The organism is Stenotrophomonas sepilia (genome assembly GCF_003244875.1).
Taxonomy (GTDB): Bacteria; Pseudomonadota; Gammaproteobacteria; order Xanthomonadales; family Xanthomonadaceae; genus Stenotrophomonas; species Stenotrophomonas sepilia.
The window spans coordinates 62326-88913 of sequence record NZ_LXXZ01000063.1 but is presented as its reverse complement, the minus strand read 5'-3'; the positions used below and the strand labels follow the sequence as shown (position 1 = coordinate 88913).

Genomic DNA, 26588 nt, shown 5'->3' with positions numbered 1-26588 from the left:
ATGCTTCCTGATCTTTCGATTGACGGCGTGCTGATTCCCGGCCTGCTTGCGGTGGCCGTCGCCGCGCTGGCGCTGTCGGTACTGACCTCACGTTTCCTCGCCAGCCTCGGTCTGTACCGGTTGTTCGCCGCGTGGCCACTGGTGGGTCTGTCCCTGTTCGTGATCCTGGCGGAGCTGATGATCCGGCTCGCGCCCCTGTTCGAGAAATGAGATGAAACACACGCTTGCTGTCATCGGGCGCTGGAGCGCAACCCTGGTGGTGTTCGCAATTGCCGTCGTCGCTGCACTGGCCATCTGGCATCGCTACGAAACACGCCCGTGGACGCGCGATGGGCGGGTGCGCGCCGACGTGGTGCGCGTTGCGTCGGACATGGGGGGATTGGTCACCCAGGTGCTGGTGCACGACAACCAGCGGGTGAGCGCCGGACAGCTGCTGCTGGTGCTGGACCAGCCGCGCTTCGCTGCCGCACTTGAGAAGGCCGACGCAGCGGCCAGCAGCGCACGCGCCACGCTGGCACTGGCCCGCCGCGAATCGACGCGGGACGACGCACTGGGCAACCTGGTCGCTTCGGAAACCCGCGAACGCAATGCCGCCAAGGTCGATACCGAGCTGGCCGCCCTGGCGCAGGCGCGGGCCGAACAGCGCGTTGCCCGGCTCAATGTGCAACGCACCGAGGTGCGTGCGACCACCGATGGCATCGTCACCAACCTGGACCTGCACGCGGGCGACTACCTGCAGCCGGGGGCACAGGCGCTGGCGCTGATCGACACCCGCAGCCTGCGCATCGAGGGCTATTTCGAGGAAACCAAGCTGGCCTGCATCACCGAGGGCGATGCCGCCGTGGCCCGGCTGATGGGCGACGACCACGACGTGCGCGGGCAGGTGGATACCATCGCCGCCGGCATTGCCGACGATCAGCGCTCAAGCACGCACAACCTGCTCCCCGCCGTAGCGCCGACGTACACCTGGGTGAGGCTGGCACAGCGGATCCCGGTACGCATCCGCATTGATGATGCGCGGCCGGATACCCGCCTGATCGTCGGTCGCACTGCGAGTGTGACCATCACGCCCTCGGCACAGGGAGCCTGCAAGTGAGCTTGCGAACACTACGCGGTGGGCTGCTTGCCCTGCTGCTGCCGATGACGGCCTGCGTCTCCGGCCCCGACTATCACCTGCCTGCGAATGCCGCCGCTGCCTCCACACGCGCGGCGCAGCCGTTCGTCTCGGGCAAGGAGGCATCGTTCAGCCACGACGCGCCACCCGATCGGTGGTGGCAACTGTATGGCGACCCCCAGCTTGACGGCTACGTGCGCGAAGCACTGGCGGCCAACACCGACCTGCGCGCCGCTGATGCCAATCTTCGGCGCGCCAGCGCTACCGTGCTGGAGTACCGCGCGCGCGGTGCCGTGCAGGCCGACGTGGATGCATCGGGCACGCTCACCCGTGCCGGTGGCTACACCCAGGCGTCGGCCGCGCCGCAGTCCTATGCGCTGGGCCTTCACCTCTCCTATCCACTGGATCTTGCAGGCGGCATCCGCCGCGGCATCGAAGCCGCCAACGCCGACGCGGAGGCTGTCGCTGCGGCACGCGACCAGGTCCGCGTGGTCGTCGCTGCTGCTGTCACCCGTGCCTATCTCCAGATCTGCACAAGCAATCACACGCTCGCTGCGACCCGGCAGGTGCTGGCGATACAGCGCGCCACGCTGGAGGCAACCCGTCGCCTGGCCGCGGGCGGGCGCGGAACGGACTTCGATGTCAGCCGTGCCGAAGCGGCGGTCAACCGCAGCGCGGCGGCGGTGCCGCACCTGCTGGCGAAGCGCCAGGCCGCACTGTTCGAACTGGCCGCGCTGATGGGCAGGGTGCCGGCAGACTATCCGAGGGAGGCGGAAGCGTGCCCGCGCCCCCCGGAGCTGGGGCAGGCGCTGCCGGTCGGTGAGGGCTGGCAGCTGCTCCAGCGGCGCCCCGACATACGTGCCGCCGAGCGGAGCCTTGCCGCGGCCACGGCCATGATCGGCGTAGAGACCGCGGAACTCTATCCGCAGGTCACCCTGGGCGCGTCCCTGGGCACGGCGGGCATGCGAGGGCAGCTGCTTTCCGCCAACGGTTTCGGGGCGAGCGTCGGGCCGCTGCTGTCATGGCACTGGCCCAACCGCCGCGCCACCAAGGCCCGCATCGCAGCGGCCGGTGCCAATGCAGATACCGCTCTTGCTTCCTTTGACGGCGCGGTGCTGCAGGCACTGCGCCAGACCGAGACTGCGCTTTCTGCCTGCACGCAGGAGCTCGAACGCGAGCGCAGCCTGGCACAGGCGCGTGGGGACGCAGCGCGGGCCGCGGGGCAGGCGCAGCAGCTCTACCGTTTCGGCAGGATCGATTTTCTCGATGTGCTTTCGGCCCAGGCCGCACTGGCAGATGCGGAGTCCGCGTTGGCCGCATCGCGCGCGGACCGGGTCGATCGCCAGATGGATCTGTTCCTGTCACTGGGCGGTGGTTGGGGCGCAACGGATCCGGCCCGGGACGGGACCCGTTGATCCGTTCCGGGACGGCGACTGCACGTCACGCCGTGTGTTCAGGAAAGTGCCGCGCACACCCGTATTCATTCACGCTGCCTGCCCTATATTCCCGCCACAGCGCCGCATGCCGCGGCCATGACGGAGGCATCTCCATGAAGACCACACGTTTGCTTGCCATCGCCTTGACCACCGCCACCGCGTTGGCTGCGGCCCCCGCCTTCGCCGATCCGCCGCACCACGCCCGCGGCAACGGCCCGCCGCCGCATGCAGGCGGCCCGCACAACCGCGATGCGCCGCCGCCGGGCTGGCAGAAGAAGGCCTGGCGTCGTGGCGACCGCCTGCCCTGGGCCGAAGTGGACCGCCGCTACTGGGTAGACGACTACGCGCGCTACGACCTGCGCAATCCGGGTCGCGGCCAGCGCTGGGTGCGCCAGTCCGACACCGAGTATCTGTTGGTGGAGATCGCGACCGGCTTGATCATCGACGCGCTGCATCGCTGAGACCTCCTGCGGTGTCCCTCCGCGCGGCAGCACGCCACGTGGAGGGATACTCACGACCGGGGCTGTGACGGTCGGCGGCGCTTGCGCCCCCGACGCTGCACCTGCCTCCGCGGCCGCCCGGCATGCATGCCCTCCCGCAGTGCGATATACGCGCACATCAGCGCTGTGGCAAACAGTCCCATCGCCACCAGCAGTTCGAATCCCCGATCACCGAAGAGCAGGCGGAGGGAGACCTCCAGTGAGCACAGCCTGCCACAGCGCAGGCCCTGCTCGTTGAAGCCATGGACGAGCACCAGCACGCCCATCAGCCCGCACAACGCCATCAGGGCCAGGCTTGCGATGAAGACGAAAGGTCGATGGATGCGCATGCGTTCGTCGCGGTCTTCTAGGGTGACGTCAAGCGCGACGTTGTGAGCACGCGATCGGAAGCATCCAGCTCCACCGACCAGGCTTCGGTATCCAGGCCCAACCGGTTCTCATACCACCATCGCTGCGCACAGAGACCACTGCATTCACGGCTGGCATAGCGGGTAAAGGGAACACCGGCATGCTCCACCACGTCAGGTTGCCCCATTGACAGATCCCCTCCTGCGCCGCGCGCCCGCGCATCATCCGCGCAGACCTTCCTCAACGTCAAACCGGCCTGTTGCGGCGCCCGTCATCCGTGCTGGCGTGCGCCGACCGATGATTCAGGATGAACACAGGGACGCCCGTCGATGGCAGGCAAGAGCCGGAAGGACAGGATCGCGCAGGAGATCGGCCTGTTCATGCAGCAGTACGCGCGCAAGGCGCAGCGCCATGCAGAACCCTGCGACCGGCCGTACGACCGGGGCTGGAAGCGCGGCTCAAGCGCTTGCCGCCCTAAGAAGTGGGTAGGCTGCTTTCCGCAGAGCATGACGAGGATGACCAGCCCCGTTGCATGGGCCAGGCGCGCCATTGTCGTGACGTTCTGTATCGCGCTATGCGCCTGCGGTATGGTGATGGACAGTTCGTTCGACACCCTGCAGGAGGCGCTTGACTCCGACAGGGTGAACAAGGGGTGGATTCCCGGCTAGGTGCCGCAAGCGGCGACCGATCTGCGGGAGGTACATGACCTCGACTCGAACACCAGCGCGCTGGCCTTCACCAAACCCCCTGCGGCATCACTGCAGCTGCCGGCGGATTGCCAGGCAACGACATTCAGTAGCAGCGATCCTGTTGCGTTCGATCGATACTGGTGGCCGGGCGACGGGACGCTCAAGTCGTCGTACCGCGTCTTTCGCTGCGCGCCCGAATCCGGAAAATCCGTCTTCGTCGCCGTCAACACGGCCGAAGACCACGTGCTTTTCTGGCGAACCTACGCGCGCTGATGCGCGAGCGGCACCTCACTCCTCCCCAGGACTTCTCGGTGATCTATTCGATCCGCGATTCACGCAGCCCGGCCGATTGAGCGATCTGTCAGACTGGCGCACACCTTTCGTCCATGCCCGCCAGACCCGATGACCCGCATTGCCGACCTCAGCGCCGACCAGCTCGCGCACCATGCCCTCAACATCTTCATCGCCCAGGGCCGTCACGTCGAAGGTGCGCGGGTGATCTACCGGGCGCTGCAGCTGGACCCGCATCATCCCGGTGCCCTGCGCTGCCTGAGCGATTTCCTGGCCCACGAGGGCACCGAGCCCTTCGCGGCGGCCACGCTGGAGCACGCCCTGTCCGGCGCCGTTCCACTGAATGACGATGCGCGCCGGATGCTGGATGACCTGCGTTTCCTCGACATCTGGTCCTGGGGATTCTCGCGGCACGTCTCTGGCGAAGCCAACCTCAACGGTGATGCCTTCCAGCGGCGCGAGGACTTCGTCTTCGATGGGCCGGCCTATGCGGCCTTCCTCAACACGGTCACCGAGCCGGCCGGTTCATTGCAGGGCGCCTTCCAGGCCGCAGTCCGCATCTGCGGGCTGATGTCCGGCCTGCTGCGCCATGCGGAGAAGGACAATCCGGCGTTCGATGACGTGCTGCGATCCTCCGCCTTCGTCGAGACCGAGGCGTACCCGGCATGGTTGGCCTCGCCGACGGATGAGCTGGACGCCCTCGACCAGGCCATCCAGGCGCAGCGCCAAGGCGGCTGAAGGAAAATCCAACGGGCGTCCGACGCCTTCCCGACGCCTGCCTGCACATCCTGTCGTGAGGTCAACTCATGGCAGGACCGGCATGCAGCCACTTCACCCCAGGGACAGCGGCAAGTACCCGCACGGCAAGACCGGGCTTCGCCGTATCTTCCATACGCTGATCCATTCGCGCGATGGCTTCATTGCCACCTTCCGTGGCGAAGCAGCCTTCCGGCAGCTGTTGCTGCTGAATGCACTGCTGATCGCCACCGCGTTCCTGCTGGACATCAGCAGGGTCGAACGCGCCGTGGTGCTGGCGGCCTGCTTCATCAGCCTGCTGGTGGAACTGCTCAACTCGGCCATCGAAGCGGTGGTCGACCGCATCTCGCTTGACCACCACCCACTATCCAAGAACGCCAAGGACATGGGCAGCGCCGCACAGACCACCGCGCTGCTGATGGTCGGTACGGTGTGGGGCGTGATCCTGCTGGGCTAGCGCACGCCCGACCCGCCGGGCAGGGCCCGGCGCTACCTCGTGTTGATGCGCTACTGCGCCGCCAGGGCGAAATCCAGGCCGGCGCACACCGCCGCCACCTGGGCGTCGTTGCATTCCTGCGGGTTGGTGCGCGGGCTGTCCGGGTAGACCTCGGTGGTGGTGGCAAAGCGTGCGTCGGTGAAGCCGGCGCAGGCGCCGATCGAACGCGACTCGCCCCAGACCACGCCCGGCGACTGCAGCGGCAGGCCGACCAGGTTGCCGTCGGCATCGGCCGGAGCGATGTGGGTGATGGGCGCCACTGCGGCGATCAGGGCCTTCTGGAACTCGGCCTGCGGGTCTTCGCTGTTGCCGATCACATAGAAGCCATCGGGAATCGTGTCGCGCTCGAACGGCTTGCCGTCGCGGGCGCAACGCGCCGGATCGAACTCGTGCAGGTCGCTGTCGGTGGTTTCGTGCAGGTCCAGGTGCACCAGCAGGTTCGGCTTGCGCTCGGCCACCCAGCGCATCAGGGCGGCCGCTTCCTCGATCTGGCCACCGTCACGGAAGCTGCGGTTCGGATCGATCGCATCCGGGTTCCAGCGCTGGATGCGCTCGTAGCCCCACGGGCTGACGCACGGCGCCACGATCAGGTTCAGCCGACCCAGGTAACGCTCGGCCTGCTGTTCCAGGAACTGCAGGGCGCCGTGCACGCCGCTGGTCTCGTAGCCATGTACGCCGCCGGTGATCAGCGCGGTCGGCAGCGCCGGGTTCCAGTCGTGGTTGACCACCGCGAACAGCGGATAATGGTCCGGCGCATAGTCCAGCTGGCCGTACTGGATCACGTCGAAAACGCTGTCGTCCAGGCGTTCGAGGGCGGCCACCACGTCATCGTGGTAGCTGCGCTGGCGCTGCTGGCGGGCCCGCCACTGTGCGCGTTCCACGTCGCCCCAGGGCTGTCCGGGGGTGCCGATCGGGTAGAACTGCGCAACAGTCATGGGGGTACTCCAAGGGTCGAGCGGGTGGATGCAGCCGGACATTCTAAGCCTTGTCGCGCCTGCAGGTACCGCCCCCCACGCCCCGCCTTCATCCAGCCGGGGTCATCTGGCTGTAAAATCAGCGGTTTTTGGCCCCTCACCCCTTGATGGCGAACGCAGCGCAGCCGGTCCTGGGTGGACCGGAGTTCCTCCGCCTGCTCGCCCGTCTCAGCGACGGCGCGATGCCGGCCAGCAGTCCCGCTCTGACCGATCGCCTCGGCCAGTGGGTGGACTGGAGCCGTGCCGTGGCCCTGTCCGGCGCGTTGGGCGGACGCCTGCCCGAGCCCGGCGAAGCTGCCGAGGGGGCCGAGGATGTACTGGCCGACTGCGCCCAGGCCCATGCCAGCCTGCTGGCCTCGATCCGCGAAGACGCCGAGGCCGAGCGCCTGCTGGACCTGGCCGAGGCCGCTGCCGCACCCAACTTCGCTTCGCTGCGCCAGCGCTACCGGGTGCTGCAGCAGGCCATCCAGACCGCCACCGGGCGCCTGCGCGGCCGCCTGCGCGACCAGCTGGTACAGGTCTCGCCGGAGCTGGCGCGACTGGCCGAGGTTGATGCGGTGATGGAACAGACCCTCACCCCGCGCGAGCACAGCCTGCTGGCCACCGCGCCGGCGGTGCTCGGCGCCCGTTTTGAACGCGTGCATGGCCAGCCCGGCTGGCGCGCGGCCTTCCGCCATGACATGCGCACGCTGCTGCTCGCCGAGCTGCAGCTGCGCTTCCACCCGATCGAAGGGCTGCAAGACGCCCTGCGCTCCCACTGACCGGAACACCATGTCCAGAACTGCTCTCCATGTCGTTGTTTTCCTTGTCGGCCTGCTGGCCGTGTGCTGGATCGGCATTGGCTACGTTTCGGTGCATCCGCTGGGTGCAGCGGTGGCGGCAATCATCGCGGCCTGCTACATCGCCGGCGGCGTGGAGCTGTACCGCTACCGCCAGGCCAGCAACGGCCTGCGCGCCGCACTGAACGACCTGTCCAGCGCAAAGGAAAGCCTCGCTCCCTGGCTGGAGCGCGTGCCGGTGGGCCTGCGCAACGCCGTGCGCCTGCGCGTGGAAGGCGAGCGCACTGCCCTGCCCGCGCCGGTGCTGACCCCGTACCTGGTCGGCCTGCTGGTGCTGCTCGGCATGCTCGGCACCCTGCTGGGCATGATGGATACCCTGCGCGGCACTGGCCTGGCCCTGCAGAGCGCCACCGACATGGCCGCCATCCGCGGCTCGCTGGCCTCGCCGGTGCAGGGCCTGGCGGTGGCCTTCGGTACCTCGATCGCCGGCGTGGCCAGCTCGGCGATGCTCGGTCTGTTGGCCGCGCTGCTGCGCCGCGACCGCCTGCAGGCCGTGCAGCAGCTGGACCGCGCCATTGCCGGCGACCTGCACCCGTATTCGCAGGCCTGGCAGCGCGCCGAATCCCTGCGCCTGCTGCAGGCACAGTCCGCCGCGCTGCCGGCGCTGGTCGACCGCCTGCAGGCGATGACCAGCACCTTTGAACAGCACAGTGCGGCCGCCAATGAGCGCCTGCTGGCAGGCCAGGCCGAGTTCCTGACGCAGAGCCAGGCGCTGCAGGAACGCCTGGCCCTGTCGCTGCAGCAGTCGCTGCGCGAAGGTGCCGAAGCCAGTGCCGCGGCCATCGGTGGCGCGCTGCAGCCGATGGCCGAGACCACCCTGGCCGGTCTGGCTCACCATGGCGAAGCGTTGCATGCCCGTGTCGAGCGGGCCGTGCAACAGCAGCTTGCGGGCCTGAGCGACGGTTTCGAACGCAGCCGGGTCGCCACCGAAGCCAGCTGGGCCAAGGTGGTGAGTGAACAGTCCCAGGCGCAGCAGGCGCTGGTGAGTGATCTGCGCCAGCACCTGCAGGCCTTCAGCGATGGCCAGGGCACGCATGCCGAAGCGTTGATCGCGCGCATCGGCGAGCGCCTGCAGGCCGATGCCAACGGCAACGCCGAGGCCTGGCGCGCCGCCATCGAGCAGCAGCAGGCACTGAACAGCGCGCTGATCGAGCGCCAGCAGCAGGCGCTGCTGGCGGCCGGCCAGCAGCTGGACGAGCACGCGCAGGCACTGCTGCAGGCACTGGAACAGCGCCACAGCGCCAGCCAGTCGCTGCTGCAGGACCACGAACAGCAGCGCTCGCAACAGTGGCAAGCCGCCCAGGCCGCCGCCGCGACTGCGCATGCCCAACTGCAGGCCAGCCTGGACAGCCGCGAGCAGCAGCGCCAGGCACGCTGGGACGCGGTCAGCGCCGAGTTGCAGCAGGCCCACGCCGCCCTGCAGGCGCAACTGCAGGCCGGTGACGAACAGCGCCTGCAGCGCTGGAGCGATGCCCTGCAGCACGTTTCCACCGAGCTGGCCGAGCGCCTGCAGGCCAATGGCGAACGCCTGGCTGCACAGCAGCAACGGGTCTGCGACGCGCTGGCGGCCACCGCACAGCAGATCGGCGAGAACGGTCGCGCGCAGGCCAGTGCCACGCTGGCCGAAGTGTCCACCCTGCTGCAGACCGCCGCGGCCGCGCCGAAGGCTGCCGCCGATGTCATCAACGAGCTGCGCAGCACGCTGTCCGAGAGCCTGGTACGCGACAACGCAATGCTGGAAGAGCGCGGCCGCCTGCTGGCCACCGTGCAGACCCTGCTCGATGCGATCAACCACGCATCGCACGAACAGCGCACCGCGGTGGACGCACTGGTTGGCGGTTCGGCCGAGCTGCTGGAGCGTGTCGGCAACCGCTTTACCGATCATATCGCCGCCGAGACCGGCAAGCTGGATGGCATTGCGGCAGCACTTACCGGCAGCGCGGGTGACGTCGGCCAGCTGGCCGGCGCCTTCGGTGAAGCGGTCGCGCAGTTCGGCAGTGCCGCCACCGAGCTTTCCGGCCGCCTGGAACAGATCGGTGGTGCACTGGATGCCTCGCTGGCCCGAAGCGATGAGCAACTGGCTTACTACGTAGCGCAGGCGCGCGAGGTGGTCGACCTCAGCCTGCTGTCGCAGAAGCAGGTGATGGAAGAACTGCAGCAGCTGGCCACACGCCGCGGCAAGGCCGGCAGCGCATGAGCGACGAGCTGGAGGTCGATGGCGGCTCGCACGCGCCGATCTGGGCCGCCTTCGGCGACCTGATGTCGGTGCTGCTTGGTGCGTTCGTGCTGATCCTGGTGGGTGTGGTCGCGGTGCAGCTGGAGCTGTCGCAGCGGCTGGAGCAGGAAGTGAAGCAGCGCCAGGCCGAGGCCAAGCGCCTGCAGACGCTGGAGCAAGCGTTGGCCGGACCGCTGGCGGCCGGCCGCGTGACGCTGGTGAATGGCCGCATCGGCATCAGCGGCAGCGTGCTGTTCGCGCTCAACTCCGACCAGCTGCAGCCGGAAGGCCAGGAGCTGCTGCGCAGCCTGGCCGCACCGCTGGCCGCCTATCTGGGCAGCCGCGAAGAGATCCTGATGGTCAGCGGCTTCACCGACGATGCGCCCGTGCGCGAAGGCAACCGCCGCTTTGCTGACAACTGGGAGCTGTCCGCGCAGCGCTCGCTGACCGTGACCCGCACCCTGATCGCCGATGGCGTACCGGCCGACGCCGTGTTCGCCGCCGCGTTCGGCAGCGAGCAGCCGGTCAGTTCCAACGCCAATGAGGAAGGCCGCGCGCGCAATCGCCGCGTGGAAATCGCGCCGATTCCCAAGCCCAAGGCGGCGGATGGCAAGTAAACCGCCCGCCCTGGAAGGCCTGCGCGCATTGGTGCGTGACCTCGATGCGGGGTCGCGCTCGCTGCCGCATTACCCGCAGGTGCCGATGCTGCAACAGGTGCAGCGCGAATGGTCGGAGCTGCGCAGCGAACTGCAGGTGCGCCGCTCGCTACGCGCCGAGGCCCCGGCCGATGGCGGCCCGCTGAACTCGGCGGTACTGGTGCAACGCATGCTCGACATGATGCAGGCCGCCAGCCCCGGCTACCTTCGCCACTTCATCGACTATGTGGACACCTTGTCCTGGCTGCAGGCGCTGCAGGACAGCGCCGCCAGCGGCGGTGATACCACAAAGCCAAAGCGTACGCGCAAGCCGCGCTGAACACTGAATGGTAGTGCCGGTCGCCGGCCGGCAGCTACGCATCTCTGCGCAGGTCATGTGGTTGCCGGCCAGCGGCCGGCACTACCATCGAGGGTGCTCTGTGCGCCGGAACGCGATCTGCGCTGCGCGTCGGCTCTGCTGTGGTAGTGCCGGCCGCTGGCCGGCATCACATCCAGGCCGACCACGGCCGAAGCGCGCGCAGGCGGCGCTGAACAGCGAATGGCCGCGCTGAACATTGAATGATGGTGCCGGCCGCTGGCCGGCAGCTACGCATCTCTGCGCGGGTCATGTGGTTGCCGGCCAGCGGCCGGCACTACCATCGAGGGTGCTCTGTGCGCCGGAACGCGATCTACGCTGCGCGTCGGTTCTGCTGTGGTGGTGCCGGCCGCTGGCCGGCATCACATCCAGGCCGACCACGCATAGGGATACTCGCCAATCTGTCCAGCGAGACCGGCGCGTACCGGATTCCCCAGGATGTACAACGCCTGCCGCGCCAGCGACTCTTCGGTCCTCAATGCATGATCGAAGTAGCCGGGCTGCCACACCGTGCTTCGACGGCCCGCCAGGCGATTCAGGGCAAGCGCGCTCGACGACTTCATCCGGCGCGCGATGTCGGGAAGGTCAGCTGCACGCAGCTCGAACATCCAGTGGACGTGATCCGGCATGACGACCCATGCGTGTGACCGTACGAGCCCGCGCTGTTCGATGTAATGGAACTGGTCGATTACACATGCTGCTGCAGCTTCGCTTTCAAAGAGCCGGCGGCGCTGGTGGGTCGTGGTTGTCAGGACATAGGCCTGGCCGATGATCGAGTGACGGCCCAGGCGGAGGCGATGGCTGCTCATGCGCCATGGTGGGTCGATCATTGGGCGTTGGCTGTCAGGCCAAGCCTCGATGGGGGTTGGGAGATGTCTGAAGTTGAATGAGGTTGACGGCCAGCGGCCGGCACTACCAGACCTCAGCCGCGCAGGGTGGCGCCACCGTCCACGTACAGGTCGCTCATCGCTACGTGCCCGGCCTGCTCGGAGAGCAGGAACATCACCGAGTGCGCGATGTCCTCGGGGGCGGCCAGCTTGCGCAGCGGAATGCCGGCCTTGTAGGTCTCCAGGTTGCCGGCGATCACCCGTTCGGCGCCGTGCTCGTCCTGCCACATGCCGGTCTGCATCGGGGTCAGCGTCGAGCCCGGGGCGACGATGTTGCAGCGGATGCCCAACGGCGCCAGCTCCAGCCCGAGGCAGCGGGTGAACATCGTGGCGGCGGCCTTGGATGCCGCATAGGCGGCCATGCCATGCCTCGGCACACCGGCCGCATTCGAGCTGACGGTAACCATCGCGCCCTGCCCGCGCGGCGACATCACCCGCGCCAGGGCACGCCCGACATGGAACACCCCGTCGGTGTTCACCGCGAACACCCGGCGCCAGTCGTCATCGCCGGTCTCGGTCACGCCGCCCACATGCAGCACACCGGCCACGCTGGCGCCCAGCATGATCGGCCCGATGCTGGACTCGACCTGATCCACCAAGCCGTCCACGGCGGCACTGTCGGTCACGTCGAGTGCGAAGGTATGCACACGCACATCTGCCGTAACAGGCGCCTCGCGATCGGTCGCCACCACGGTGCAACCGGCCTCGGCCAGTAACCGTACCAGTGCCTCGCCGATGCCGCCGGCAGCGCCGGTGACCAGTGCCACGCGGCCTTCAAAGCCGGTCAACTGCATGTTGCGATCTCCTGTTGCTCGTCCCATTGGCGCAACCGCGCCGACAACCACGGCGCCAGCTGCGCCACCGCATCGCGGCCGGTCAGTTCTGCATGCAGGAACGGCAGTTCCAACGACTGCACCCTACGCGCGTGTGCCCGCCACAACGCCGACTGCAACTGTGGCCGCGCCTGGTGATCCCGGCCCGCACGCACATGCACCAGCGTGCCATCGAACGACCGGTGGATATGCTCACGGATCAGTCGATTGGTGCCGGTCACGGCGCGCACCACGCCATCCAGCACGACATCCGGCAGGCTACCCAGCGCACTGCCACCACGACGCAGGAACGCGAGAATGCGCTCCCGGCTGTCCAGTTCCGGATGCGCATCCGGGTCATGCCCGGCAATCGCCAGCAGTGCCCGCAATGCGGCGATGGCATCGGGTTCCGGCTCGGCCCGCCAGCACTCGCTGGGATAGGCGTCCAGCAGTACCAGTTCGCCGACCTCGCGCCCGATCTCATGCAGTCGCACCGCCATTGCCTGCGCGAGGATGCCACCCACCGACCAGCCCAGCAGGTGTACCGGCCCCTTTGGCTGCAATGCAACCACGCGCTGTACGTAGTCGCTGGCCATCGCCTCGATGCTGCTCGGCAGCGGCTGCCGCGCGTCCAGTGCCGGCGACTGCAGGCCATATACCGGGCGTGCCGGCTGCAGTGCCCGGGCCAGGGTGCGGTAGTTCCAGGCGATGCCGCCGGCCGGGTGCAGCACGAACAGCGGCGTAGGCCCGGCAGCGTCGGTCGCGGCCAGCGCGATCACCGGCCCCAGTGCGTGATCGGCCAGCGCGGGTGGCTCGGCAATGCGAACCGCCAGCGCGGCCACGGTGGGCTGGGCAAACAACGCCCCCAGACCGAGATCGCAGCGCCAGCGCTGTTCGATCGCCAGCAGCAGGTGCACCGCCGACAGCGAGTCACCGCCGAGACTGAAGAAATCCGCATCCACCGCCACCGGCGCTTCTCGCCCGAGTGCCTGGGCAAACAGCGACGCCAGCTCCTGTTCCAACGGCGTGCGCGGCGCCAATCCGGCGACCTCATGTTGTGATGGTTTCGGCAACGCGTTGCGGTCGAGCTTGCCGTTGGCGGTCACCGGCCAGTGGTCCACGCCGACAAACGCCGAGGGCACCATGTAGTCCGGCACACGCGTGGCCAAATGGCTGCGCAGCATCACGGCATCGGCAAGCGCAGTCGGCACATACGCCACCAGACGCGCGTCGCCGGGCGCATCCTGGCGCAGCAGCACTTCCACCCGCTCCATGCCCGGCAGTTCGCGCAAAGCCGCCTCGATCTCGCCCAACTCGATGCGCAGGCCGCGCAGTTTCACCTGATGGTCGCTGCGGCCCAGGTACTCCACCGCGCCATCGCTGCGCCAGCGCGCTATGTCGCCGGTGCGGTAGATGCGCTCGCCCGCCAGGAAAGGATCGGCAAGGAAGCGTTCGGCAGTCAGGTCCTCGCGACCGAGATAGCCGCGCGCCAGCTGCACACCGCCCAGATAAAGGTCACCGGCCACACCGACCGGCACCGGCTGCATCCGCGCGTCCAGCACGTAAAGTCGGGTATTCCAGACCGGGAAGCCGATCGGCACCGGCCGCGATCGATCCTGCGCCGACGCCGGCCAGTAGCTGACGTCCACCGCGGCTTCGGTCGGACCATACAGGTTGTGCAGCTCGGCGTGCATGCGCGCGTGGAAGCGGTCGCGCAACGCGGCGTCCAGCGCCTCGCCACTGGTGAATACCCGTCGCAGCTGCAGGCCTTCGGAGGCCGGTGCAGCGAGGAAGGCATCGAGCATCGACGGCACGAAATGCGCCGTGGTGATGCCATGCCCGCGGATCAGCCGCGCCAGTTCGGTGGGGTCGCGATGCGCATCGGGCCCGGCAATCACCAGCGTTGCCCCGCATAGCAACGGCAGGAAGAACTCCCAGACCGACACATCGAAGGTGGCCGGGGTCTTCTGCAGCACGCGGTCATCGGCGCGGATGCCGTAGTGCTCGCGCATCCACAGCAGGCGGTTGACGATGGCGTGGTGTTCGATGACCACGCCCTTCGGTTCCCCGGTCGAACCGGAGGTATAGATCACATAGGCCGCATCGCTGGGCGCCGGATCGGCCCAGGGCGCAGCGAAGCTCAGCGCGGCCCACTGCTCCGGCGCGAGCACCGGTACGCCGGCCGTGCGCGCCGAAATCTCCGCCGCAGCCAGAACGCACACCGGCTGCGCCGAGGCGAAGATGCGCGCCAGCCGCTCGTCGGGATGGGCGAGGTCCAACGGAAGATAGGCCGCGCCTGCACGCAGCACCGCGACCAGCGCGATCACCAGCTCCAGCGAGCGCGGCAATGCCACCGCCACCACGCTGCCCGGGCCGACATCCATTGCCCGCAGCTGTGCCGCCAGCGCGAAGCTGCGCGCTTCCAGCGTCGCGTAATCCAGCGTCGCATCGCCGAACACCAGCGCAGGCGTGTGCGGGTCCCGATCCATGCCCTGCTGCAGCAATTCAACCAAGGTGGTCTCAGGAAGCGCGTGCGCGGTGGCGTTGAAACCCTGCAGCACCTGTTGCGCCTCCATGGGCGTCGCCAAGGGTACGGTTTCGATATCGTCAGCCTGCAGCGCCGCCGACACGAAATGCAGCAGCCTCACCGCGTGCGCCTCGACATCCTCGCGACTGTACAGCGCGGGATTGGCCTCGATCTCCAGATCCAGCAGGTGCTGGCCATCGCCACGGAAACCCAGCGCCAGGTCATCCACCGGCCCGGTGCACAGCACCTCCAGCGTCGCCTGCACGTCGGTCAGCGCCAGCGGCCTGTAGAACGGCTGCACGTTCACCAATGGACCATGCAGGCGCTGCTGCGTGCCGACCAGGCCCAGGTCCCGGCGCAGCTGCTCGCCCCGGTAGCGGCCGTGCCTGCGGCCTTGACTGAGCTGGCGACCCAGGCCCCGGGCAAAGGCCTCGACGCTGCCCTCGCCGGCCGCCACGCGCAGCGGCAACACATTCATCACCATCGCCGGCACCCGCGCCGACGCGTTGCCCAACCGCCCCATGTAGGGCACGCCCAGCACCACTTCATCGGCGCCACTCATCCGCCGCAGGTACTCGGCCGCCAGCGCGACCAGCACATCCGGCCAGGGCTGCAGCCAACGCACCGAAGCCTGCAGCAACAGCTCACGGAATGCCGCATCGAGCGGCTGCACCCAGCGCAGCGCGTCGTCACTGGCCGCGAGCGTGCCGGCCAGGCCTGCACCTGCCGGTGCGCCCTGCATGTGCTCGCGCCACCACTGCCCGGCCTGCACGCGGCGCGGATCGGCACGAAACGCGGCATCATCGGCCAGCACGCCCGCCAGCCCCGGCAGTGACTCACCGGTACGACCGGCATACAACGCGCACACCCGATCAGTGAACAGCGCCATGCCGTAGCCATCGGCCGCCAGATGATGCACGCGCAGGTACCAGACCCAGCGCAGGCCACCCAGATCGAACAGTACCTGCTGGCTGATCCGGTCGCGGGCGGGATCGACCGGGCTCAGCCGGTCGGCGTGCATCAGGTTGCGTGCCGCAGCGGCGGGATCCGCCTCGGTAGAAACATCGCGCACCGAAAGCAACGGCACGTGTGCCGGGTCATGCCACTGTAGTGGCTGGCCATCGGCACCTTCGGCAAAGCGCAATGCGAAAGCCTCGGCCTCGCGCGCAGCCTGGTCTGCGGCTGCGACGAACGCGGCCACGTCCAGCGGGCCGTCGATCCATACCGCGTGCGCGGTATTGAATGACGGATTGTCCGGTGCCAGCCGCTGTGCGAACCACAGCCCCGCCTGGGCCTCGGTCAACGCCACCGGCGTGGCCAGCGCTGCGGCGTTCATGCGTTCTGCGCGGCCTGCAGTTGCTGCACCACACCCCACCACTGGCGCAGCGTGGTGTGCTCGGCCAACTGCGAGAACTCCAGCGGCAGGCCAGTGTTGCCCCAGGCCAGGACCAGGCCGAGCATGCGCATCGAGTCCAGATCCAGGTCGATCAGGTTGTCGTCGTCCCCGATCTCGGCCGGCGTGCACTCCAGCACGCGCGCCACGTCGGCGCGCATCCGCTCCAGATCCAGCGCCTCACCCATGGCAGCCATCACAGCACCTCCAGCAGCTGATCGGTGGTCATCGGCACACCACAGGTGCGCGCGATCCAGTGCAGCGCCTGATCGTGATCGGCACGCGAGAAGTCCGCCACCGCATCGGCGGCGATGAAGGCCTCGATGTCACGCTGGAAGGCCTCGACGACGGTCGCGGTACAGCCGATATGGGCGTACACGCCGGTCACCAGCAGCTGATCACGCCCACGTACCCGCATCAGCGTCTCCAGGTTGCTGCGCTGGAAGGCGCTATAGCGATGCTTGACCAGCACATGCTCGCCCGGCTGCGGCGCCAGCGCCTCGATGATCGGCTCATGATCGGCGCTGCGACGCATGCCCGGTCCCCACAGGTCGGCCTGAAGGCCGCGGTCGCGACGGTCCTGGTCACCGTGCTGGGCGGTGTAGAACACCGGAATGCCCTGCGCGCGGCAGTGCGCCAGCAGGCGCACGATGTTGTCCACCGCCGGCCGCAAGGGCGTGCTGCCGGCGTCGAATGCCGCCAGGAAGTAGCGTTGCATGTCGTGCACCAGCAAAGCCACACGATCGCGCTGCGGGCGCCACGGGCCACGCGCCTGCGGTAGTTCGGCGGCGGTCGGCAAGGGATAGTCGGTGATACGGGGCAGCGCCATCAGCGCGTTCCTCCTGTCTGTTGCAGATGACGCGCACGCAGCTGCGCGCGCAATTCGCGGCGGCTGATCTTGCCGACCGCCGTGGTATTGAAACTGTCGACGAACACGATCTGGTCGGGCACCTTGAACGCCGCCAGGCCGCGCCCGCGCATCCAGGCCTTCAGTGCCGGCGCCTTGAACGGTTCGCCCTGCGGGATCACAAAGGCGCAGCTGCGCTCGCCCAGGTACTCGTCGGGAATCGAGACCACGGCCGCATCGAACACGCCCGGATGTGCCAGCAGGTGGTCCTCTATCTCTTCAGCAGAGATTTTCTCGCCCGCCCGGTTGATGTGGTCACCCGCACGCCCCTGTACCACCAGGTAGCCCCCGGGCAGCTGCTGCACGCGGTCACCGGTACGGTAGAAGCCGTCATCGGTGAACGAGCGCGCATTGGCCACCGCATCGTTGTGGTAGCCACGGATGGTGTACGGGCCACGGGTGAGCAGATGCCCCACCTCGCCTTCGGCCACCGGCTGGTCATGGTCATCGACCACGCGCACTTCGTCGTCCGGACTGATCGGCCGACCCTGGCAAGCCACGATCAGGTCCTCCGGATCATCCAGCCGCGTGTAGTTGACCAGGCCTTCGGCCATGCCAAACACCTGCTGCAGCGTGCAGCCAAGGCCGTCGATCACTCGCCGTGCGGCTTCCGGCACCAGTTTGGCACCGCCCACCTGCAGCACCTGCAGGCTCGACAGGTCATACTTGCTGGTGGCGGCGGCCTGCGCCCACAGCAGCGCCAGCGGCGGCACCAGGCCGCAGCAGGTCACCCGCTCCCGTGCGATCAGCGGGAATGCGGCGTCCGGCCCGGGGCCGGGGCTGAGCACCACGCGGGCACCGGCATACAACGCGCCGAAGAAGCCGGGCGAGCTCATCGGGAAATTGTGCGCGGCCGGCAGCGCGACCAGGTAGACGCTGTCGCGGTCGATGCCGCAGATTTCATTGCTGGCACGGAACGAATAGATGTAGTCGTCATGCGTGCGTGGAATCAGCTTGGACAGCCCGGTGCTCCCACCGGAAATCTGCAGGAACGCCACCGACTGCGGGTCCGGATCGGGCGGCAGCTGGCTGCGGTCACCCTGCAGCGCCTCCAGCGCGATGAACTCCGCCGCATCGCCGTCGATCACCACATGGCGCACTGCCGGGGCCTCGGCCTGTAGTGCCCGCGCCAGCCCGCGATGATCGAAGCCATCGTGCAGTGCCGTGGTGATGTAGGCACTGGCTTCGGCCTTGTTGGCGAAGTGCGCCAGCTCGGTGATGCGGTGCGCCGGCAGCGCGTACACCGGCACCAGGCCGGCCCGGAACAGGCCGCAGACCGTGGTGATGAAGCCTGCGGTGTTGCCCAGCTGCACCAGCACCCGTTCGCCAGGCTGCAGGCCCAGCGCCAGCAGGCCTGCACCGATCCGCCCGGCCTCGTGCCACAGCTGCGCATAGCTCAGGCGCACGTCGCCGGCCACCACCGCGATGTCATCGGCATAGCGTTCTGCACGTTCGCGCAGGAACGCCGGAAAGGTCTCGCCACGCCAATGACCGGCCTCGCGATAGCGCGCGATCAGGTCATCCGGCCACACCTGCTGCAGTGCCAGGCGGGAAGCGTCAGTGGAGGTAGTCATGCGGCAGGCTCGATCGCAGGCGCGGATTCATGGACACCCAACGCATTCAGCAGGGCAGCGAACTTCGCAGCGGTCTCGGCCACCTCGGCCTCGGGCTGCGAGTCGGCAACGATGCCGGCGCCGGCGAACAGGCGCAGCTGCATTCCCTGCAGGCGTGCGCAGCGGATTGCCACATACCAGTCGCCGTCACCCTGCGCGTCCAACCAGCCCACGGCGCCGGCATAGAAGCCGCGCGGTACCGGTTCCAGTTCGCGTATGCGCTGCAGCGCCGCCAACCGCGGCGTACCGCAGACGGCCGGCGTGGGATGCAGCTGCGCCAGCAGCTCGGCCGCCGATGTCTGCGGATCCTTCAGGGTGGCATGGATGCGGGTACCCAGATGCCACATGCTGGCGGTGGCATGCAGCGCCGGCCGCGGCTGTGCATCGATGTGGCTGCAGTACGGCGCCAGGCCGTCGACGATGGCCTCGACCACATGGCGGTGCTCGTCGTGGTCCTTGGTCGAGGCCAGCAGCGCCTGCGCGGCCTGCTCGTCCTCGGCAGCATTGGTGCTGCGCCGCGCGGAGCCCGCCAGCGGGTGCGACAACAGCTCGGCGCCGCGCTTGCGCAGCAGCAATTCCGGGGTTGCCCCCACCAGCCAGGCTGGCGCCTGACCCGGCGCCACCGGTAACGGCACCGCGTAGGTCGCCACCGAAGGATCCGCGCCCAGGCGGGCCAGCAGAACCTCCGGGGAAAGTGACTGCCGCGTGCGTGCCAGCAGGCTGCGCGCCAGCACCACCTTCTGGAGGTCCAGTTCGGGCGCGCGCAATGCCTGCACCGCCGCAGCCACCGACGCCGCGTACGCCTGCGCCGAAGGCTCGGCCTGCAGGGCACCCTCCAGCGCTGGCGCGGCCTGTGGCTGCAACGGCAGGGCCGGCAGCAGGCGCTCGGGCTGGTACAACGCGTCGTCCGCACGGGGTTCGAAAGGGACTGCGCCGACCAGCAGGCCCGGCCCACCGCGCTGCTGCTCGAAGAAGGACGCAACGCGCTCTGCCAACGTCGCCAGCGCACCGGCCGGCAGCGTGGCGCGGCAACCGCGTGCGTGCACGTGCTGGCCAGCGTGCCGCAGGAGGAACAGCGACGCGTCGTCGCTGCTCTCCTGCGGCGCGGGCGCGGCCTCCGGCCACGCGCCCTGCATCAGGGAATCGTTCATGGGGTCTCCTTCATCCGATGCGCTGCAGCCAGCGCGCACAGCAACAGCAGCAACGCGCCGACCAGGAGGTATGGCAGGCTGGGCCCGCCGCGATACACCAGCGTGCCGAGCATCGGCCCGGCCACCATGCCCAGTCCCTGCGCGGCAGCGACAGTACCGGCGGCGGCGCCCTGCTCGTGCGCCTCCACCGCGTCGGCGGCCAACGCCTGGAACGAAGGGAATACGAAGCCCATGCCGAATGCAGCCAGTGCGTAGGCCGCAGGCAGTTGCCAGGCCTGCTGCACGCCCGCCACCGAAGCAAAGCCGATGCCTGAGATCACGGCGCCGAGGACGATCCAGCGCCGCGGATGAACCTCCAGCTTCATCACCAGCGCCTGCGCCAGGATCAGGCCAACGCCGACCGCCGTCAGCGCGATGCCGGCCATGCGCGCACCGGCCGCCGCATCCAGTCCCAGCCGATCAATCGCGAAAAAGCCCACCGTCACCTGCGCGATGGTCACCGAGACCATGGCGGTGAACGCCGCCAGCTGCGGCAGGCGCAGGCGCGGGTCGAGGCACCTCATCGGCGCGCGGCGCTGGGCGGAAACGCCCATCACAGGCGGTGTGGCCGGCAGTCGCCAGGCCAGCAGCGCCAACGCCAGCAGTGGCAACAGTGCGGCTACATACAGCGCCAGCGACAGGTTCGTATAGGCCAGCCAACCCGCGGCAGCCGGGCCCAGCACCATGCCCAGTGCGTTGGCGCTGCCCAGGCGGGCGAGGAACTTCGCACGTTGCCCAGTCGGCGCCTTGTCGGCGATCAGCGCAGCTGCGGTAGGAGGCACCGCTGCGTAGAAAAGGCCGATCAGGCCGCGCGCAGCAACCAGCACCAGCACTGACACCAGCACCGGCGGCACTGCCTGCAGGGCCACGTCGATGAACACCGCCAGCGCGATGTAGACCACGGTGTAGGCACTCATCGCCAGCATCAGCACACGCTTGCGGCCGATGCGGTCGCTGAGCTTGCCCCAGGGGCGCGCGGCCAGCATCCACAACACGCCTGCGGCGGTGACTGACAGCCCGGCATGCCACTCGGACAAACCGAGCATGCGGACCACCGGGCCGATCACGGCGACGAAGGACATCATCGCCATGGTGCCGATCAGGGCAGCCAACACCAGCGCCGGCAAGCCGGGAACGACGGGACGTGCGTGCATGAAACACCAGCCGTAACAGGGAAGGATTGGCCGGACGCGCCTGCGCGCCCCACCCGGCACCGACCCTGCTAAGGGCCAGATGCCACCCTTAAATGATAACGGCTCGTATTTGCATTTGATACCCATTCTCTTGAATGGGCCCGCAACAGTGGGTTCAGCGCATTGCACGCAAGCCGAGCAGGCCACGGCGCTTGAACCACCACTCCAACGGCAGCGTCACCAGCGGCGGGATCGCTGCCAGCAGGGCCAGGGCACTGGCCCACCACGGCCAGCGCAGGCGCACCGCCGCAAACAGCGTCACCGCCACATAGACCAGGAAGGCCACGCCGTGCAGCGGCCCGAACAGCTTCACCAGCGCCACGTTGGCCATCGGGCCGTATTTCATCCACATGCCGATGAGCAGGCCGGCCCAGGTCACGGCCTCGATGAAGGCGACCGCGGCGAACAGGCGTCCGGTCGGGTGCATGGGGGAACGTTGGGTCACACGGGGCTCCGGCAGCGGGGTATCAAATGCGAATGATACGCAGATGCCTGCTGCATGTAGAGTCGAGCAGTGCTCGACTGCTTCTGCCTCGGCCACTGAAGGAAACACTCAGCAGTTCAGCGGGCGCAGCGGTGAGAGCGTGTCCACCAAGGTGTACACCTACCCGAGCATATGCGGCAGAACCTGCTCCCCGATCTCACGCAGCACCGCGTCCATCGGCCGCCCGTTGTCGACCAGATTGAACATCACGTGCGCCACGCCCTGCCCATGCACGCGCAGCAGATAGTCACGCAGGCCATCGCGGCCGACCTTCAGGCCCAGCGGCAGCGGCTCGGGGGGCGCCTGCGGATCCGCCTGCAGATCCAGCAGCATCGACTGCACGAATGGCTTGCCTGGTCCGCCGCGCTGCGCCAGCGCCTGCTGCCACAGGCCGATGCGCCCCTCCTGCGCGGCCTCCTCACGATGATAGGTGACCCAGCCTTCGGCCTCGCGCGCGATCCACTGCAGGCTCTGCCGTGCGGTACCCACCACCAGCATCGGAACGCGGGTTGCCGGCGCCGGAAGTACGTCGAAGCCACCGGTCGCCTGCAGTACGGCGGTCCGCTCATCGGTCTCCGGTGACAGCGCCGCGCGCAGCAACGTCCAGCGCTCACGGAAGGTCGCCGCCCTGCCCTCCAGATCCTCGCCGAACGCAGCGAATTCTTCCGGGCGATCACCCGAACCCAGCCCCAGCACGAACCGCCCGCCGCTGATCCGGTCCAGGCTCAACGCCGACTTCGCCACCTGCAGCGGCTGCCGCAATGGCAGCACGATGGCCGCGCTGCCGACCACGATGCGCTCGGTCGCAGCGGCCAGCATGCCCAGCCACAGGAACGGATCGTCCAGCGCACTTGCTGTCGCGTCCGGCCCCTGCGGCACCATCAGCGGCACATCGCGCGCCCATAGCGCGGCGAAACCAAGATCGTCGGCCAACCGCGCGATGCGCCGCGCCTCATGCGGATCGGCCAGCCCCTGCGACGCCACCGGCGTCATCAGGCCCAGGCTCAAGCCCTGCCGTGGAAACAACGCAGCGTGCGCGGGATTGAAATCACTCATGCCTGCAGCTTAGCGTGCAGGCACGGGGCAGCGAGGGCGCGCAGCCCGCCACGGGAAGAACACTGCATGCCGACGATCCGCCCTGCCCGCGTCGATGACCTGCCTGCGATCAGCGCGGTGTGCCTGGCCGCGTTCACTGCGGCGGTGGCGCCCTCGCTCAGCGCAGCCGGCATCGCCACGTTCGGCAATGTCGCCGCCGCCGATGCGTTCGGTGAACGCCTGGACGGCGACAACCATATCCTGGTGGCCGAGCAGGACGGCCGTATCGTCGGCGTGGTCGAGTTGAAGGAAGGTCGCCACCTGGCGATGCTGTTCGTTGATCCCGCCTGCCAGGGAAAGGGCATCGGCCATGCACTGTTCGAGGCGGTGCTGCCGCAGGTACGCGAGCCGGTCCTGACCGTACGCGCATCGCTCAATGCTGTGCCGACCTATCTGCGCTATGGCTTCGTGGTTGACGGTGAGGCCGGCGAGTTCAACGGCCTGGTCTACCAGCAGATGGTGCGGGCGGCCGCCTGAAGGCAGCGGGTGTCATGCCCAGCTGCCCAGCCGATATAAGCAAACTGAATCAGCGGCTTCCCTGCGCGTTCCTACAATGCCCTGTCACCCTGCCCTTCGAGATGCTGCCGATGCGCGTCGCGCTTTCCGTGTTGCTGCTGGCTTCGGCGCTGAGCGCCTGCACCCCGGCCCCGGTTTCCACCGCCAACTCCGCCGAGGCACCTGCGCCGGCCAAGGGAATCGCGTGGCGCCAGGGTGACGTCGATGATGCCTTCGCCGAAGCCGCCGACAGCGGCAAGCCGGTGCTGCTGTACTGGGGCGCGGTCTGGTGCCCGCCGTGCAACCAGCTCAAGGCCGGCCTGTTCAAGGACCCGGCCTTCATCGCCTTGACCGGCAAGTTCGTGCCGGTCTACCTGGATGGCGACGAGGAAGGTGCGCAGGCCTGGGGCGAACGCTTCGGGGTGCGCGGCTACCCGACCCTGATCGTGCTGGACCCACAGCGCAATGAACTTACCCGCGTGGCCGGTGGCAACGACGCCGCCGAACTGACCCGGGCATTGACCGTCGCGGCCGGGCGCCGCAGCGCCATCGCCGCCACCCTGGCGACGGCACTGGCCACGCCGGAAAAATTGGCCGCCGAAGACTGGCAGGTACTGGGCGACTACGGCTGGGAAGTCGACGCCAACCGTCTGGCTGGCGGGCGCAGGGGCCAGGATGTACTGCGCCAGCTGTCCAAGGCCGCACCCGACGCGGCGCTGCAACGCCGCTTCGCCCTGCTGGCCCTGGCCACCGCCGACACGCCCGCCAGCTCGCCTACCGAAGTACGCGAGCTGCTGCAGGCCGTGCTGGCGCAGCCGGCCGAAGTCCGCCGCAACCGTGAGTTGCTGGGCTATGCAGGCGCACAGTTGGTCCAGCAGGCCAGCGCCGGCCCAGCCACCCGCAACACGCTGGGGCAGCAGCTGCTGGTCGCGCTGGAGCGCGCAGATGCCGAGCGCGGCGACCGCGCCGACGACGCATTGTCGCGCGCACTGACGGAAGTATCGCTGGCCCGCCAGCAGCAGCCGAAGGGCGCACTGCCCGCGCCGCTGGTTGATCGGGTCAAGCAGCGCGTGGCCGCGGCCGACGCCACCGCCACTGATGCGCATGCACGCCAGGCCACGATCAGCAGCGCGGTCTACGCACTGCGCCAGGTCGGTGACGACGCCGGTGCCGAGGCGTTGTTGCTGGCGGAGCTGAAGCGCAGCGAGCAGCCCTACTACTACATGCCCGAGCTGGCCGAACTGGCCGAGCAGCGCGGCGACACTGCCGGTGCGCTGGAGTGGTTGAAGCGTGCCTACGACGGTGCGCAGGGCCCGGCCACCCGCGTGCAATGGGGCGTGCTGTACGTGGAAGGGTTGCTGAAGCTGGCGCCGAACGACGCGCCGCGCATCGAGCAGGCCACCGCCTCGCTGATCGCCGAACTGGAGGCGCAGCCGTCGGGCTACCACCAGCGCACCCGCCAGCGCTTCGAACGCCTGGCCGGGCGGTTGAAGACGTGGAGCGGGAAGCACCAGGGTGCCGAGACACTGGCGCGGCTGCAGCAGCGGATGCAGCAGGCGTGCGGGGATCAGGTGGATGGCGCGTGCAAGGATTGGTTGAGTTGAGGTAGTGAAAGGTAGTGCCGGCCGCTGGCCGGCAATCAGGGCGGGTCGGGTTGCCGGCCAGCGGCCGGCACTACCATGCCTCGATGTCCATCGCTTCTTCCCTTGACCTCAACCAATGTTGAGGTGCGATAACGATCTCCCCACGGCCAGCCCCTCTGGCCTTCCCCACGGAGATTGCTTCGATGTCGTACTCGCTTCCCCCGCTCCCCTACGCCTACGACGCCCTCGAGCCGCACTTCGATGCGCGCACGATGGAGATCCACCACAGCAAGCACCACCAGACCTACGTCAACAACCTCAATGCCGCCATCGAGCAGGCCGGCATCGCCGAGCAACCGGTCGAGGCGCTGATCGCCAACCTCGATGCCGTGCCCGAGGCGCAGCGTGGCGCGGTGCGCAACAACGGCGGTGGCCACGCCAACCACAGCCTGTTCTGGACCGTGCTCAGCCCCAGCGGTGGTGCACCCGATGATGAACTGGCCGCCGCCATCGACCGTGACCTTGGCGGCTTCGATGCGTTCAAGGATGCCTTCAGCAAGGCCGCGCAGACCCGCTTCGGCAGTGGCTGGGCCTGGCTGACCAGCGATCGCGATGGCCGCCTGCAGGTGGAAAGCAGCGCCAACCAGGACAGCCCGCTGATGGGTGCAGCCGTCGGCCTGTCCGGCAACACCCCGATCCTGGCACTGGATGTCTGGGAACACGCCTACTACCTGCACTACCAGAACCGTCGCCCGGACTACATTGGCGCGTTCTTCAACATCATCAACTGGGCCGAGGTCGGCCGGCGCTACCGCCAGGCCCGGGCCTCATGAGCGGCGAGACACTGCCCTACGCCGGGCCGTGGGCGGGGGTGTTCCCCGCCCCGGCCCCGGTGCCATCGGTCGAGATGCCGCCGCGTGCCCTGCGGCGGCTGCTCGGCCATTTCCCGACCGGCGTGGTCATCGTCTGCGCGCGCGATGCACAGGGCAAGCCGGTCGGCCTGACCATCAACTCGTTCGTACCGGTCTCACTGCAGCCCCCTTTGGTGCTGTGGAACCTGGCGTTGCACGCTCAGAGCCTGTCCACCTTCCAGCGTGCCACACGCTTTGCGCTCAGCGTGCTGGCGGCCGACCAGGAGGCACTGGCCCGGCGCTTTGCCGATCCGCAGGTGCGCAACCGCTTCGACGGCCTGGCATTGCTGGATGACGACGAGGACGCCCCACCGCGCATCGCCGGTGCGGTCGCCCATCTCACCTGTACCCGCCACGCGCAGTGGCCGGTAGGCGATCACCTGCTGCTGGCCGGCCGCATCATCGAAGTGCAGGAGAATGGCGGCGCGCCGCTGCTGTTCCATCGCGGCCGCTTCCAGCCCGGCCCGGCCGAACTGCTGGTGGAGGTGCGCGGATGAACATCGAAGCTCTGGAATGCATGCTTGCCGCAGGCAAGGACGGCGCGCTGCTGCGCTTCGGCCTGGGCAAGGGCTGGCTGGATGCCGGCAACCCGGTACGCGCGGCAACCCACCTGGGCCGCTGCGTGGTGCTTGATCCGCATTACTCGGCAGCCTGGAAGCTGCTGGGCAAAGCCTGGCTGGCCAGTGGCCAGCCACAGGCGGCCCGTGAGGCATGGCAGCGCGGCTTGAGCGTGGCCGGCAGCAAGGGCGACCAGCAGGCGCGCAAGGAAATGCAGGTGTTCCTGCGACGCCTGGACCGCGAGCAGGCCGCCCTGGCGAAGGCGGGCTGA

The 26588-nt window shown here is 68.6% G+C and carries 29 protein-coding genes; 17 read left to right on the top strand and 12 right to left on the bottom strand.

From position 1 onward, the window contains the following. The 4 genes from A7X97_RS13180 (at position 1) to A7X97_RS13165 (ending at position 3011) form a co-directional block, all read left to right on the top strand. Positions 1–210 carry a DUF1656 domain-containing protein gene (locus A7X97_RS13180; RefSeq protein WP_005416886.1) on the top strand — a complete coding sequence of 70 codons (210 nt, stop codon included), beginning with the start codon at positions 1–3 and terminating at the stop codon, positions 208–210. A 1-nt stretch (position 211) separates the two neighbouring features. Further along, the gene (locus tag A7X97_RS13175) at positions 212–1096 is read left to right on the top strand and encodes an HlyD family secretion protein (RefSeq protein ID WP_111008026.1); all 885 of its coding nucleotides are present in this window, start codon (positions 212–214) and stop codon (positions 1094–1096) included. Beyond that, the gene (locus tag A7X97_RS13170) at positions 1093–2529 is read left to right on the top strand and encodes an efflux transporter outer membrane subunit (protein ID WP_111008025.1); all 1437 of its coding nucleotides are present in this window, start codon (positions 1093–1095) and stop codon (positions 2527–2529) included. The genes A7X97_RS13175 and A7X97_RS13170 overlap by 4 nt, the downstream gene beginning before the upstream one ends. A gap of 134 nt (positions 2530–2663) precedes the next feature. After that, positions 2664–3011 carry an RcnB family protein gene (locus tag A7X97_RS13165; protein WP_021204235.1) on the top strand — a complete coding sequence of 116 codons (348 nt, stop codon included), beginning with the start codon at positions 2664–2666 and terminating at the stop codon, positions 3009–3011. 50 nt (positions 3012–3061) lie between these two features. Here the strand turns inward: A7X97_RS13165 and A7X97_RS13160 are convergent, their stop codons facing one another. Further along, entirely contained in the window at positions 3062–3379 is a 318-nt protein-coding gene (locus A7X97_RS13160; protein WP_088496080.1) for a hypothetical protein, read from the bottom strand. Between the two features lie 348 nt (positions 3380–3727). Between A7X97_RS13160 and A7X97_RS22125 the strand changes: the two genes are divergently transcribed. From A7X97_RS22125 to A7X97_RS13140, 4 genes are all read left to right on the top strand, one after another. Then, positions 3728–4066, top strand: a complete 339-nt coding sequence (locus A7X97_RS22125; protein ID WP_227837685.1) for a hypothetical protein — start codon at positions 3728–3730, stop codon at positions 4064–4066. After that, on the top strand, positions 4067–4360 hold the full coding sequence (locus A7X97_RS13150) for a YbbD-related protein (RefSeq protein WP_227837688.1): 294 nt from the start codon (positions 4067–4069) through the stop codon (positions 4358–4360). It begins immediately after the preceding gene. 129 nt (positions 4361–4489) lie between these two features. Further along, entirely contained in the window at positions 4490–5116 is a 627-nt protein-coding gene (locus tag A7X97_RS13145; RefSeq protein WP_061479990.1) for a hypothetical protein, read from the top strand. Between the two features lie 82 nt (positions 5117–5198). Continuing rightward, a complete protein-coding gene (locus A7X97_RS13140) occupies positions 5199–5591 on the top strand; it encodes a diacylglycerol kinase (RefSeq protein WP_088496082.1) in 393 nt (130 codons plus the stop codon). Between the two features lie 50 nt (positions 5592–5641). Here A7X97_RS13140 and A7X97_RS13135 read toward each other — a convergent pair whose 3' ends face one another. Then, entirely contained in the window at positions 5642–6565 is a 924-nt protein-coding gene (locus A7X97_RS13135) for a M14 family metallopeptidase (RefSeq protein WP_072167542.1), read from the bottom strand. A gap of 146 nt (positions 6566–6711) precedes the next feature. Between A7X97_RS13135 and A7X97_RS13130 the strand changes: the two genes are divergently transcribed. Genes A7X97_RS13130 through A7X97_RS13115 form a run of 4 tightly spaced genes read left to right on the top strand, consistent with a single transcriptional unit; the run spans position 6712 to position 10633 of the window. Beyond that, positions 6712–7365: a DUF3348 family protein gene (locus A7X97_RS13130; protein WP_005416902.1), complete on the top strand. Its 654-nt coding sequence runs from the start codon at positions 6712–6714 to the stop codon at positions 7363–7365. Positions 7366–7375: 10 nt separating this feature from the next. Then, positions 7376–9640: a DUF802 domain-containing protein gene (locus tag A7X97_RS13125; protein ID WP_088496083.1), complete on the top strand. Its 2265-nt coding sequence runs from the start codon at positions 7376–7378 to the stop codon at positions 9638–9640. Next, a complete protein-coding gene (locus A7X97_RS13120; protein ID WP_072167539.1) occupies positions 9637–10275 on the top strand; it encodes an OmpA family protein in 639 nt (212 codons plus the stop codon). Before A7X97_RS13125 ends, A7X97_RS13120 begins: the two co-directional genes overlap by 4 nt. Then, on the top strand, positions 10265–10633 hold the full coding sequence (locus tag A7X97_RS13115; RefSeq protein WP_088496084.1) for a DUF2894 domain-containing protein: 369 nt from the start codon (positions 10265–10267) through the stop codon (positions 10631–10633). Before A7X97_RS13120 ends, A7X97_RS13115 begins: the two co-directional genes overlap by 11 nt. A 398-nt stretch (positions 10634–11031) precedes the next feature. On the opposite strand, the gene A7X97_RS13110 is transcribed toward A7X97_RS13115, so the two are convergent. The 10 genes from A7X97_RS13110 to A7X97_RS13065 all read right to left on the bottom strand — a co-directional run bounded on the left by A7X97_RS13110 (position 11032) and on the right by A7X97_RS13065 (position 22731). Then, positions 11032–11478: an REP-associated tyrosine transposase gene (locus tag A7X97_RS13110; protein ID WP_088496085.1), complete on the bottom strand. Its 447-nt coding sequence runs from the start codon at positions 11476–11478 to the stop codon at positions 11032–11034. A 113-nt stretch (positions 11479–11591) separates the two neighbouring features. Then, positions 11592–12350, bottom strand: coding sequence for a 2,3-dihydro-2,3-dihydroxybenzoate dehydrogenase (locus A7X97_RS13105; RefSeq protein WP_088496086.1), 759 nt, complete (start codon positions 12348–12350; stop codon positions 11592–11594). Beyond that, the gene (locus tag A7X97_RS13100; RefSeq protein ID WP_088496087.1) at positions 12341–16231 is read right to left on the bottom strand and encodes an enterobactin synthase subunit F; all 3891 of its coding nucleotides are present in this window, start codon (positions 16229–16231) and stop codon (positions 12341–12343) included. Before A7X97_RS13100 ends, A7X97_RS13105 begins: the two co-directional genes overlap by 10 nt. After that, the gene (locus A7X97_RS13095) at positions 16228–16485 is read right to left on the bottom strand and encodes a phosphopantetheine-binding protein (protein ID WP_019659922.1); all 258 of its coding nucleotides are present in this window, start codon (positions 16483–16485) and stop codon (positions 16228–16230) included. The genes A7X97_RS13100 and A7X97_RS13095 overlap by 4 nt, the downstream gene beginning before the upstream one ends. Then, a complete protein-coding gene (locus A7X97_RS13090) occupies positions 16485–17117 on the bottom strand; it encodes an isochorismatase family protein (RefSeq protein ID WP_049465418.1) in 633 nt (210 codons plus the stop codon). The genes A7X97_RS13095 and A7X97_RS13090 overlap by 1 nt, the downstream gene beginning before the upstream one ends. Then, positions 17117–18769, bottom strand: coding sequence for a (2,3-dihydroxybenzoyl)adenylate synthase (locus tag A7X97_RS13085; RefSeq protein WP_072167533.1), 1653 nt, complete (start codon positions 18767–18769; stop codon positions 17117–17119). Before A7X97_RS13085 ends, A7X97_RS13090 begins: the two co-directional genes overlap by 1 nt. After that, positions 18766–19959 carry an isochorismate synthase gene (locus A7X97_RS13080; RefSeq protein ID WP_072167532.1) on the bottom strand — a complete coding sequence of 398 codons (1194 nt, stop codon included), beginning with the start codon at positions 19957–19959 and terminating at the stop codon, positions 18766–18768. Before A7X97_RS13080 ends, A7X97_RS13085 begins: the two co-directional genes overlap by 4 nt. Next, entirely contained in the window at positions 19956–21152 is a 1197-nt protein-coding gene (locus A7X97_RS13075; protein WP_072167531.1) for an MFS transporter, read from the bottom strand. Before A7X97_RS13075 ends, A7X97_RS13080 begins: the two co-directional genes overlap by 4 nt. Positions 21153–21306: 154 nt before the next feature. Then, positions 21307–21618, bottom strand: a complete 312-nt coding sequence (locus A7X97_RS13070) for a DUF3817 domain-containing protein (RefSeq protein WP_032129991.1) — start codon at positions 21616–21618, stop codon at positions 21307–21309. Between the two features lie 177 nt (positions 21619–21795). Then, positions 21796–22731, bottom strand: a complete 936-nt coding sequence (locus A7X97_RS13065; protein WP_088496088.1) for a TIGR03571 family LLM class oxidoreductase — start codon at positions 22729–22731, stop codon at positions 21796–21798. A 66-nt stretch (positions 22732–22797) separates the two neighbouring features. On the opposite strand from A7X97_RS13065, the gene A7X97_RS13060 reads away from it, so the two are divergent. The 5 genes from A7X97_RS13060 (at position 22798) to A7X97_RS13040 (ending at position 26588) form a co-directional block, all read left to right on the top strand. After that, positions 22798–23247 carry a GNAT family N-acetyltransferase gene (locus A7X97_RS13060; RefSeq protein WP_088496089.1) on the top strand — a complete coding sequence of 150 codons (450 nt, stop codon included), beginning with the start codon at positions 22798–22800 and terminating at the stop codon, positions 23245–23247. Positions 23248–23348: 101 nt separating this feature from the next. Continuing rightward, positions 23349–24869 (top strand): thioredoxin family protein, encoded by a 1521-nt coding sequence (locus A7X97_RS13055; protein WP_088496090.1) that lies wholly within the window; start codon positions 23349–23351, stop codon positions 24867–24869. A 182-nt stretch (positions 24870–25051) separates the two neighbouring features. After that, positions 25052–25681, top strand: a complete 630-nt coding sequence (locus tag A7X97_RS13050) for a superoxide dismutase (RefSeq protein ID WP_088496844.1) — start codon at positions 25052–25054, stop codon at positions 25679–25681. Beyond that, the gene (locus tag A7X97_RS13045) at positions 25678–26256 is read left to right on the top strand and encodes a flavin reductase family protein (RefSeq protein ID WP_088496845.1); all 579 of its coding nucleotides are present in this window, start codon (positions 25678–25680) and stop codon (positions 26254–26256) included. Before A7X97_RS13050 ends, A7X97_RS13045 begins: the two co-directional genes overlap by 4 nt. Then, positions 26253–26588, top strand: coding sequence for a tetratricopeptide repeat protein (locus A7X97_RS13040; RefSeq protein ID WP_072167526.1), 336 nt, complete (start codon positions 26253–26255; stop codon positions 26586–26588). Before A7X97_RS13045 ends, A7X97_RS13040 begins: the two co-directional genes overlap by 4 nt.